The organism is Cyanobium sp. BA20m-p-22, from assembly GCF_024346275.1.
Taxonomy (GTDB): domain Bacteria; phylum Cyanobacteriota; class Cyanobacteriia; order PCC-6307; family Cyanobiaceae; genus Cyanobium_A.
Genome location: NZ_JAGQCQ010000117.1, coordinates 1 through 10,198, shown reverse-complemented (window position 1 = coordinate 10,198; position 10,198 = coordinate 1). Strand labels below are relative to the sequence as shown.

At 65.1% G+C, this 10,198-nt stretch carries 11 protein-coding genes; 6 read left to right on the top strand and 5 right to left on the bottom strand.

The window, feature by feature from the left end:
* On the top strand, positions 1-1,152 hold a 1,152-nt coding region (locus tag KBZ15_RS11190; protein ID WP_255015307.1), incomplete at its 5' end, for an efflux RND transporter permease subunit.
* Between the two features lie 3 nt (positions 1,153-1,155).
* Here the strand turns inward: KBZ15_RS11190 and bchL are convergent.
* The 3 genes from bchL to KBZ15_RS11175 all read right to left on the bottom strand — a co-directional run bounded on the left by bchL (position 1,156) and on the right by KBZ15_RS11175 (position 5,174).
* Positions 1,156-2,055 carry a ferredoxin:protochlorophyllide reductase (ATP-dependent) iron-sulfur ATP-binding protein gene (gene bchL, locus KBZ15_RS11185; protein ID WP_197150339.1) on the bottom strand — a complete coding sequence of 300 codons (900 nt, stop codon included), beginning with the start codon at positions 2,053-2,055 and terminating at the stop codon, positions 1,156-1,158.
* A 163-nt stretch (positions 2,056-2,218) separates the two neighbouring features.
* Positions 2,219-3,856 carry a ferredoxin:protochlorophyllide reductase (ATP-dependent) subunit B gene (locus KBZ15_RS11180; RefSeq protein WP_255015306.1) on the bottom strand — a complete coding sequence of 546 codons (1,638 nt, stop codon included), beginning with the start codon at positions 3,854-3,856 and terminating at the stop codon, positions 2,219-2,221.
* A gap of 52 nt (positions 3,857-3,908) precedes the next feature.
* Positions 3,909-5,174: a ferredoxin:protochlorophyllide reductase (ATP-dependent) subunit N gene (locus tag KBZ15_RS11175; protein ID WP_255015305.1), complete on the bottom strand. Its 1,266-nt coding sequence runs from the start codon at positions 5,172-5,174 to the stop codon at positions 3,909-3,911.
* 160 nt (positions 5,175-5,334) lie between these two features.
* On the opposite strand from KBZ15_RS11175, the gene KBZ15_RS11170 reads away from it, so the two are divergent.
* On the top strand, positions 5,335-6,447 hold the full coding sequence (locus KBZ15_RS11170) for a TrkA family potassium uptake protein (protein ID WP_255015304.1): 1,113 nt from the start codon (positions 5,335-5,337) through the stop codon (positions 6,445-6,447).
* A 19-nt stretch (positions 6,448-6,466) separates the two neighbouring features.
* Here KBZ15_RS11170 and KBZ15_RS11165 read toward each other — a convergent pair whose 3' ends face one another.
* Positions 6,467-6,628, bottom strand: a complete 162-nt coding sequence (locus KBZ15_RS11165) for a Nif11-like leader peptide family RiPP precursor (protein ID WP_197150355.1) — start codon at positions 6,626-6,628, stop codon at positions 6,467-6,469.
* 182 nt (positions 6,629-6,810) lie between these two features.
* Here KBZ15_RS11165 and KBZ15_RS11160 point away from each other — a divergent pair, with 182 nt between their 5' ends.
* The 4 genes from KBZ15_RS11160 (at position 6,811) to KBZ15_RS11145 (ending at position 9,256) form a co-directional block, all read left to right on the top strand.
* Complete coding sequence (locus KBZ15_RS11160; RefSeq protein WP_255015303.1) at positions 6,811-7,161, top strand: RNA-binding protein; 351 nt, start codon at positions 6,811-6,813, stop codon at positions 7,159-7,161.
* 115 nt (positions 7,162-7,276) lie between these two features.
* Entirely contained in the window at positions 7,277-7,873 is a 597-nt protein-coding gene (locus tag KBZ15_RS11155) for a triacylglycerol lipase (protein ID WP_255015302.1), read from the top strand.
* Positions 7,870-8,961 carry a glycosyltransferase family 2 protein gene (locus KBZ15_RS11150; protein WP_255015301.1) on the top strand — a complete coding sequence of 364 codons (1,092 nt, stop codon included), beginning with the start codon at positions 7,870-7,872 and terminating at the stop codon, positions 8,959-8,961. The genes KBZ15_RS11155 and KBZ15_RS11150 overlap by 4 nt, the downstream gene beginning before the upstream one ends.
* Positions 8,962-9,034: 73 nt before the next feature.
* Positions 9,035-9,256: a hypothetical protein gene (locus KBZ15_RS11145; protein WP_197150362.1), complete on the top strand. Its 222-nt coding sequence runs from the start codon at positions 9,035-9,037 to the stop codon at positions 9,254-9,256.
* A 41-nt stretch (positions 9,257-9,297) separates the two neighbouring features.
* Here KBZ15_RS11145 and KBZ15_RS11140 read toward each other — a convergent pair whose 3' ends face one another.
* Positions 9,298-10,164, bottom strand: coding sequence for an acyl-CoA desaturase (locus KBZ15_RS11140; RefSeq protein WP_255015300.1), 867 nt, complete (start codon positions 10,162-10,164; stop codon positions 9,298-9,300).
* Positions 10,165-10,198: the final 34 nt, after the last annotated feature.

Below are 10,198 nucleotides of genomic sequence, written 5' to 3'. Positions count from 1 at the left end.
CAGCTCAGCGAGGCCCCCTCAGTGCGGGGCTTCAGCGCCGAAGGGGGGCTGGAGCTCGAACTGCTCGACAGCAGCAACGGCCAGCTGAGCCTCTCCGGCTTCGAGCAGCAGGCCCAGGAGTTCATCCGCGCCGCCCGGGCCACGGATCGCTTCGAGCGGGTCTCGACCCGCTTCAGCGCCGGGGCCCCCCTGGTGCAGCTGGTGCCGGATCGGCTGCAGATGGCCTCCCTCGGCTTGGATCTGGCCGCCGTGGTGGACACCCTGGGCGCCAGCTTCGGCAGCGACTACGTCAACGACAGCTTTGAGAGCGATCAGGTGCGCAAGGTGATCGTGCAGCTCGATGGCCAGGACCGCCGCAGCGCCAATGACGTGCTGGCCCTGCGGGTGAAAAACCGCGAGGGCGAGCTGATCCCCTTGGCCCAGTTGGTGCGGCTCGAGCAGGCCAGTGGCCCCACCTCGATCAACCACACCCGCCTGGTGCGCTCCATCAGCGTCAGGGCGATTCCGCGCCCAGGGGTGAGCAGTGGCCAGGCCATGGCCAGCCTGGAGCAGGTCAAGGGGCAACTGGGAAGCAGCACGTCCCTGGAGTGGGCAGGCCTGGCACGGGAGGAAGCCCGGGCGGGGGGCGACAACCTGAGGGTGTTTGCCCTGGCCATCCTGGTGATGGTGCTGGTGCTAGCTGCCCTCTACGGCAACTTCGCCGACCCCTTCATCATTCTGGTCACCGTGCCCCTGGCCATGCTGGGAGCAATTGGCGGCCTGCTGCTGCGCGGCCTGCCGCTCGACGTCTACGGCCAGATGGGGCTGCTGGTGCTGGTCAGCCTGGCGGCAAAAAATGGCATCTTGATCGTGGAATTCGCCAACCAGCGGATGGCCGAGGGCCTGGATCTGGATACGGCAATCCAGGGGGCAGCCAAGGCCCGTCTGCGGCCGATTCTGCTCACTGCCTTCTCCTCGCTGGCGGGCTTCTTGCCCCTGCTGCTGGCCAGCGGCTTCGGCTCGGGCAGTCGGGTCAGCATCGGCACGGTGGTGTTTTCCGGGCTCCTGGTGGCCACGCTGCTGAGCCTGTTTGTCGTGCCGGTGGTGTACCGGCTGATCAAGGGTTGGGAACGGGGCAGACCTAGGCCGGCTGGCATGTCTGCCCAGTCCTAGGGGTCAGTCGAAGCCCAGCAGGTCGAAGATCTCCCGATCCTTGAGGGATTCGGCCTCCAAGGGCTCGACGTCATCGAGCATCCGGCGGGCCAGATTGAGGTATTCCTGCTGCACCGCATCAACTTCCGGTGTGCTTTCCATCTCGAAGATGGTGCACTTTTTGAGGCGGGATTTACGAATCGCGTCCACGGTCTTGAAATGGGCCATGGTGCGCAGGCCTGTGCGGGCGTTGAACTTGTCGATTTCGTCAGTCTCCTCGGAGCGGTTGGCGATCACACCGCCGAGGCGCACCTTGTAGTTCTTGGCCTTGGCATTGATGGCCTGCATGATCCGGTTCATCGCGAAGATGGAGTCGAAGTCATTAGCCGTAACAATCAGGCAATAGTGGGCGTGCTGCAGCGGTGCGGCAAAGCCCCCGCACACCACATCTCCCAACACGTCAAAGATCACCACATCGGTTTCTTCGAGCAGGTGGTGCTCCTTGAGCAGTTTCACCGTTTGGCCAGTGACATATCCACCGCAACCCGTACCGGCCGGAGGCCCGCCGGATTCCACACACATCACCCCGTTGTAGCCCTCAAACACGAAGTCTTCAGGCCGCAATTCCTCGGTGTGGAAATCAACGGTTTCGAGGATATCGATGACCGTGGGCACCATCCTCTTAGTGAGGGTGAAAGTGCTGTCGTGCTTGGGATCGCAACCGATCTGCAGCACCCGCTTGCCCAGCTTGGAGAAGGCGGCCGACAGGTTGGAGGAGGTGGTGGATTTACCGATCCCCCCCTTGCCGTAGACAGCAAGCACCAGGGCGCCTTCCTCGATCGCCATCGAGGGGTCCTGGTGGACCTGCAGGCTGCCCTCGCCATCGGGCCGGGATAGGTCGGGACGTTGAAGAGTTGATGTCATACCAATAGGTGCTTGATCAGACCCAGTCGAATATCCATCCTGCTGCGGGCAAACCGCTGCCTGCCTGGGGTATGGGGGATGCGCATGCAAAGCGAAACATCCCGATCAGCTTGATGCGGATCCAAACACATACCCATGCCAGGCGACAGGAGCAAAAAGGGAATCAGGAACTGAAGTGGGCCTTGGCCTCGTAGAGGGCCTCGCTGTCGATCAGGGCCAGGCCCCGGTCGCGGGCATAGGCCTCGGTGTTCTTGCGCACCTTGCCCCGCACGAAGAAGGGAATCTTGGCCAATTCCGCCTCCCCATCAGGGCTCCAAACCAGGCCAACTGGGGACGAGCCAGCGGCTGGAGCAGTGGATGAGGAAGTGGCTGGCTCAGCAGGCAGGCCAGTCGAGCCGGGCTGGGCCGGGGCACTGGCCCCCTCCAGGTGGCTGAGGTGGCCATCAACGAATTCAAAGTCGTGGCGGAACATGCCGATCAGGTGCTCCTCCAGGCCCATCATCAACGGGTGCACCCAGGCATCAAAGATCACGTTGGCCCCCTCCCAACCCATCTGGGGCGAATAGCGGGCAGGCACATCCTGCACATGCAGCGGCGAGCTGATCACGGCGCAGGGGATGCCCAGGCGCTTGGCGCTGTGGCGCTCCATCTGGGTACCCAGCACCAATTCCGGTGCCGCTGCCGCCATCGCCGCCTCCACGGCGAGGTAATCGTCTGTGATCAGGGCCTCCAAGCCCAGCCCAGCCGCCGCCGCCCGCACCTCCCGGGCCAGCTCCCGGCTGTAGGTACCCAGACCCACCACCTTGAAACCCAACTCCTGGCTGGCGATGCGGGCTGCGGCGATGGCGTGGGTGGCATCGGCGAAAATGAATACCCGTTTGGCCGTGAGGTAGGTGGAATCCACCGAGCGGGAATACCAGGGCAGGCGGGAGCGCCGTTCGGCCTGGCACACCCCATCGGCGCCGGCCTCCAGCTCGGCAGGCAGCTCCAGCCCGAGCAGTGCATGTAACTCCCGCAGGAATGCCACCGTGGCCCCAATGCCAAGGGGCACCGTGCGCACGGTGGCCATGCCGAAGCTGCGCTCCAGCCAGCTGCACAAGGGCACCGCCACCTCGGGGTAGAGACACACGTTGGCGTCCGCCGTGGGAATGCGCATCAGGTCGGCTGGCCTGGCCCCCAGGGGTGCAACCACCGTGACATCGATGCCGTACTCACCGAGCAGCCGGGTGATCTCCCGCACGTCGTCGCGGCAGCGGAAACCCAGCAGGCTCGGGCCCAGCAGATTGACCCGGGGCCGGCGACCCTCCTGGCGCCAGCGCTGCGGCGAAGGCTTCTCGAAGCCCGGCGGCGGCAGCTGGGCCTTGAGCAGCCCGCGCACCAGCTGATAAAGGGTTTCAGCGGCGCCCCAGTTCTCCTTTTTGGAATAGGCCGGCAGATCGAGGCTCACCACCGGAATGCCGCCGAGGTCCATGGTCGCCGCCAGGGACCCAGGCTGGTCCTGGATCAGCTCGGCGGTGCAGCTCTCGCCCACCAGCAGGGCCTCGGGCTGGAAGCGGGCCACGGCCTCGGCGATCGAACGCTTCACCAGTTCGGCGGTGTCGCCACCCAGGTCGCGGGCCTGGAAGGTGGTGTAGGTCACCGGCGGCCGCCGGTCACGCCGCTCAATCATGGTGAAAAGCAGGTCGGCGTAGGTGTCCCCCTGGGGCGCGTGCAGCACGTAGTGCACCCCCTCCATCGACGTGGCAATCCGCATGGCGCCCACGTGGGGGGGGCCTTCGTAGGTCCAGAGGGTGAGTTCCATCGAGGCTTAGAAAATTGGCAGGGGGGAAGGCCGGTTAGGGCAAATGACCCAATCAGGCAAAAGAGAGAAGGGCGCGGCGGCGCAGGGAGCGGGCAAACAATTCGGCCAGATCGCCGGCCTGGTCGCAACCGTGGATGGGGCTGAATACCAGCTCAATCGACCACTTTGTAGCGATCCCCTCGGCCTCGAGGGGATTGGCCAGGCCGAGGCCGCATACGACCAGATCAGGCCGCTCGGCGCGGACCCGCTCCAGCTGGCGTTCCACGTCTTGCCCCTCGCTGATGCGGGTGCCAGGTGGCAACAGGGCCAGCTCGGCATCGAGCAGTTGGCGATCGAGATAGGGCGTGCCCACCTCCACCAGCTCCATGCCGCACTCGCGGTGCAGGAAGCGCCCCAGCGAAAGCTCCAGCTGGGAATCGGGCAGCAGAAAGAGCCGTTTGCCGGCCAACAGCTCCCGGTGGGGAGCGATGGCCCGCTGGCCCCGCTCCACCAAGGGATCGAGCACCTCGGCCACCAGGGCCGGCGCCACCCCGAAGGCAGCGGCGGCGGCGGCCATCCAGGCCCGACTGCCCTCCACCCCAAAGGGGTAGGGGGCAGTAAGCAGCTGGCCGCCGCGACTCACCAGGGCCCGCGCCGTGGCCGAGAGGAATGGCTGGGCCAGCAGCACCCGGGTGCCGGGCCCAATCGATGGCAGCTCGGTGGAGCGCCGCGGCGGCAGGCTCGTCACCACCGGAATACCCAGGCGACCAAACAGCTGCACCAGCCGGTCTTCCACCGCATCGGCCAGGGTGCCGACGATCAGCAGCTGATCAACCTGGCTGGCTGGCATCAGGGGAACCATCGCCAGCAGGGCCTGGTCTTCTCCCTGGGTGAAGGTGGTTTCGATGCCGCTGCCGCTGTAGTTCAGCACCATCACCCGGCCGGCCAGCTGGGTGTTGAGCCGCTCGGCGGCCTTGGCCAGATCCAGCTTGATCACCTCGCTGGGGCAACTACCCACCAGAAACAGGGTGCGGATCTCGGGGCGCCGCTCCAGCAGATCCTTCACCAGCCGGTCGAGCTCATCATTGGCATCGGCCAGGCCGGCCAGATCCCGCTCGCCCAGAATCGCAGTGCCGAAACGGGGTTCGGCAAAGATCATCACGCCGGCGGCGCTCTGAACCAGGTGGGCGCAGGTGCGGGAGCCCACCACCAGGAAAAAGGCATCGGGCATGCGCCGGTGCAGCCAGACAATCGAGGTGAGCCCGCAGAACACCTCCCGCTGACCGCTCTCCTTGAGCAGTTCGGGATGGAGGTCCCCAATAACCTGAGATGCGCCCATCCAGGCGACCCCTGTGGAAAGAACCTTTCAGGGCTAACTGAGCCAACGGGCAGTTGGTGGACAACGCCTACAAATGTTCGGGATCAAGCCACGGTCATTAACCTGAATCGCTGTTCCAGCCCAACCAGCCCCGTTCCAACCCACCCAGCAGCCCTGGCCCTTGGCCCCCCGCAAACCCCCCAACAGGCGCAACCGGAGACCATGGAGAGCCCCTCTGGCCCTGGTCCTGCTGGTCAATGCTGGAGCCCTGGGCTATCGACTCAGCGAAGGCTGGGACCTGGGCGACTGCTACTGGATGGTGCTGATCACCCTCAGCACCCTGGGGTTCAGCGATGGGCACACCCAGGTTCTCAGCGCCGCCGGGCGCGTGGTCACCACCCTGCTGATTCTGGGCGGGCTGGTGGTTGTCCAGATCAGTATCCAGGGCGTCCTTGGACTCTCTGAATCCGGCTACTTTCGGCGCCTGCGCGAGCGCCAATTCCACCGCTGGCTTCTCAGCATGAATGACCATGTCATCCTCTGCGGCTACGGCCGTATCGGCCGCGAAATCGCCGAACAACTCACCAGGGAAAACGTGCCGTTGCTGGTGGTTGAGATGGACAGTGAGCGCCGGGACGCGGCCGAGGAGCGCGGCCTGGCGGTGATCTCCGCAGACGCCACCCTCGATGAAACCCTTCTCGAGGCGGGCATTCACCGCTGCCGGGCCCTGGTGGCCGCCCTACCCAACAACGCCTCCAACCTCTACGTGGTGCTCAGCGCCAGGGGCATGGCGCCCAACTGCCGTCTGATTGCCCGCTCCGACAGCGAGGAGGCCGAGCGCAAACTGCTGCTCGCCGGCGCCGACCAGGTGGTGAGTCCATACGTCAGTGGCGGCCGGGCCATGGCGGCAACGGCCCTGCGACCCCTCTCGGTGACCTTCATGGATCTGCTGGCAGGCTCCGACTGTGAAGTGGAGGAGTTCCTGCTCAGCAGTGACCCGGATGACCTGGGCTCCCTCGATGGGGCCTCCCTGGCCGAACTCCAGATCGGCGCCCGCTCGGGTGCCCTGGTGCTGGCCATACTGCCGCCCAAGGCGAAGCCGGAAGGGCAAGTGCGCCAATACCGGGGTTCGCAGTACAGCCCCGAAGCCCCCACGCTGATCGCCAACCCAGCCGGCGACACCAAGCTGGCGCCGGGCCAGATGCTTGTGGTATTGGGCAGCCAGCAGCAGCGGGAAAACTTTGGCCTGCTGCTGGGCTCCGCCCTCAAAAGCGTCGATGCCATGACCAACTGAAGTCAGGGACCAACTGAAGTCAGCCCCGCTGTGCCCGAGACCAGGAAGCCGGGGAAAAGACATGGCCATGCTCTAGGGCAATAGCCACCACGGCATCGGCGTCGGCGGCCACAACCCGGGCCTTGAGGGCGGAATCGGCATCCACCTTGACCATGAAGGCATTGAGCTGGGATTTCGACATGGGAGGTGGGGGGAGAGTTTTCACCCTATGCCTAGCCAGAATCCTGCGATCGCGGCGAGATCCAACCCCCCTAGGACCGGCAGGCAGCCCTGTAGGGTGATAGGTGATTCAAAGATTTCTCTCTAGCGAGCTGACCACTTTCTCTTGGGCCGTCGAAGGATCCATTCATAGTTTCTGAGTTCATGACCATTTACGTCGGCAATCTTTCCTTCGATGCAGAAGCGGAAGATGTCCAGCACCTGTTCAGTCAATACGGGCAGGTGAGCAAGTGCAGCCTCCCCCTCGACCGCGACACAGGCCGCAAACGCGGTTTTGCTTTCGTGGAGATGGCCAACCCCGCTGAGGAAACCAAGGCCATCGAGGATCTCCAAGATGTGGAGTGGATGGGTCGCGCCATCCGCGTCAATAAAGCCGAGCCCCGTGGTGGCGGTGGCGGCGGTGGTGGCGGCGGCGGTCGCCGTGATTTTGGTGGCGGCGGCGGTGGCGGTGGCTACGGCGGCGGTGGTGGTGGTGGCGGCGGCGGTCGCTACTGAGCCAACCGAGCCAACCGGCTCCAGCCAATCCCGGTCACCCCAGTGACCCCAAACCGTCCCCCAGCGGGGCGGTTTTTTTTATGGCCCGGGCCCCGCGGCTTCCTAACCTGAAGCCATGGCAAGCCACCCTCCGCTGGTGCTGGTGCACGGTCTTTGGGATACCCCGCGACTGTTCCATCGCCTCCAGGAGAGGCTGGGAGATCGGCGCTTCCCCCTGCTGGTACCCCATCTGCCCATCTGGCTCGGTCGCACCCCGGTGCAGGAGCTGGCTCGGATCCTGGGCAGCCACATCGAGGCGGCCTTCGGCCCCCATACCCCCATCGATCTGCTTGGCTTCTCGATGGGTGGGGTGATCGGCCGCACCTGGATCCAGCGGCAAGGGGGCCACTGCCGCACCCGCAGGTTCATCAGCGTGGGCAGCCCCCAACAGGGCACCCCTACCGCCCAACCCTGGCCCCGCTGGCTGGTGGCTGGTATCGCTGATATGAAACTGGCCAGCCCCCTGCTGCACGAACTCAACGCCAACCCGGCCACTCTTCAAGCGGTGGAGTGCTCCAGCTTTTACTGCCCCAGCGACCTGATGGTGGTGCCGGGCTGGCGCGCCGTGCTGCCGGTGGGCTCGCGGCAGGCGTTACCGGTGCTCACCCACCAGCAGCTGATGCGCGAGCCCGCCGCCCTCGACGTGCTCACTACCGAGCTGCTGCGGCCTTGAACACCCCTGATCCCCTGGCCCTTTCCCTTCTGGTGCGCTGGCTGCTGGGCTGGTGGCTGTGCCTGCCCATGCCGGCCTTGGCTGAGCTCACACCGGCTGGCCGACCGCAGGTTTCGGTGCTGATCCCCGCCCGCAATGAAGCCCTCACCCTGCCCCGGCTGCTCAATGCCCTCCAGCTCCAGAGCCTGCAGCCGCTCGAGGTGATCGTGATCGACGACGGTTCTGGTGATGACACCGCGGCGATCGCCCGCGCCGCTGGCGTGAAGGTGACGACTTCGGCTCCCCTGCCGCCGGGCTGGTGCGGCAAAAACTGGGCTCTGCACCAGGGGGTGGAGCAAAGCCAGGGGGAGTTGCTGGTGTTTATGGACGCCGACACGGAACCCGCACCAACCTTTCTGACCAAGCTGGTGGCAAACCAGCAGCGGCATGGAGGCCTGGTTTCCGTGCAGCCGTTTCACCGCACCGAAAAGGCCTACGAGCAGCTTTCGGTGTTGTTCAACCTGGTGGGGCTGATGGCAGTTCCCCTCGGGCCACGGGGAGGGGTTGCCTTTGGCCCTGCCATGGCGACCAGCCGCAGGGATTACGACCAGATCGGCGGCCATGCCTCCGTTGCCGGCGAAGTGGTGGAGGATTGGTTTCTAGCCCACCGCTACGAAGCGGCAGGCCTGCCGGTAAGCGCCTTTCTCGGCACAACCAACCTGGCCTATCGCATGTATCCCGGGGGCCTGCGGGACATGGTGGTGGGCTTTGACAAAAACTTTGCAACCGCCGCAGGCGAAGTGCGCTGGCCCTGGATGCTGGCGGTGCTGCTCTGGATCTCCGGGCTGATCTGGGCCGCCTGGTGCCTGCCAGCCGCCCTGCTGCATTGGCCCATGGTGGGCAGCCAGGCCCTGATGCCAAACCTGCTCCTCTATGGCGGCTATGCCCTGCAACTGCTGTTGATCACCCGGCGCGTCGGCAGCTTTGGCTGGATCAATCTGGTGTTTCCAGTGCCGGTGTTGTTCTTCCTGGGGGTGTTCCTCTTGGCAATTGTCAACCTCGAACGGGGCTCGATCTCCTGGAAGGGCCGCCAGATCCCCACCCGCTGAGTCGGCCCAGGGCAATTTCTCTGAAACCCTGAAGCCCGCCATTTTTGCGCCCGAATGGATTCAGAATGCAGCGATGGTTGAACCCATTCCTCCAGGTCGCTATCGCGTGCGCGCTGCCGTTGCAAGGGAGCAGAGCGTGCCCCTGCAGGTGCAGGCTGTTCGCTTCAACACCCGCGATGCCGCCGAAACCTTCGCCCAGCTCGTAGCCCAGGACCTGCTGCAGAGCGTGGTGGTGGAGAAGCTGGCCCCCGGGGGCTGCTGGCTGCAACTGAGCCTGGTTGCCGGCGCCAGCTAAACCAACTCCAGCTGAGCCTCTCCAGGTGAACCAACTCCTGTCTAGCCAGCCCCAGGCCGGGCCCGGGCCAGCAGGGCCCCCTCGCTAGGAACCCGCAGATTCCAGGCCAGGCCCCAGCGCTCGAGCAGTTGAATAAACCGATAGGTGGGATCCGGCAGCAACACCAGGGATCCCGAGCGCAGGGTGAATCCCTGGCGCACCGAAGCCTCGAAGGCGTGGTGCAGGTTGTGCCAGCCCTCCCCCAAAGTGATCAGCGCCACAAAGCGATTGTTGCGGCTGGCATCAGCGGTGGCAAAAGGCTGATCCCCAAACAGATGGGCCAGGGAATTGACACTGGCCACCCCATGGAACAGCAGGGTGGTGCTGAGAAAAAATGCGGCCAACCAAGCCATGCCGCCCAACTGCCACGAAAGGCCGGCCAGCAGGAGCACTGGCACGAAATGGAGCCGATCGATCAGCCTCATCACCGGATCGGCCTCCACATCGGCGGGCAGGGAGTCGGGGAAGAAGCTTGGGCGAAACAACCAGCCAACCTGGGAACGCCAAAACCCCCTCCAGCCTGCTGAAGGCATCAGGGGCGTGTGGGGATCGGCAACGGTGTCCACGTGACGGTGGTGGAGCTGGTGATGGGCCTTCCACCAGCTGGGCCCCATCTGACCCGCCGATGCCGCCACCACTGCGCCAACCCAGGCAACTGGCCGGGCCACCCGATAGCTGGCATGGGTTATCAGGCGGTGATAGACGGCCGTGGTGGCCAGCATGCGCACCAGATAGAGAAGCAGGGCCCAGCCGGCAGCGGCGAGGCTGAGCCCTGTCCAGAACAGCAGTAGGCAGCCAAGGTGACTGGCAATGATCAATACGGGCCCAAGGGCGTAGAGAAAGCGACGTAGGTGGCGAACCAAACCCACTCCAGACGGTGATCAAGCCTAGGGGGGAGGCTCG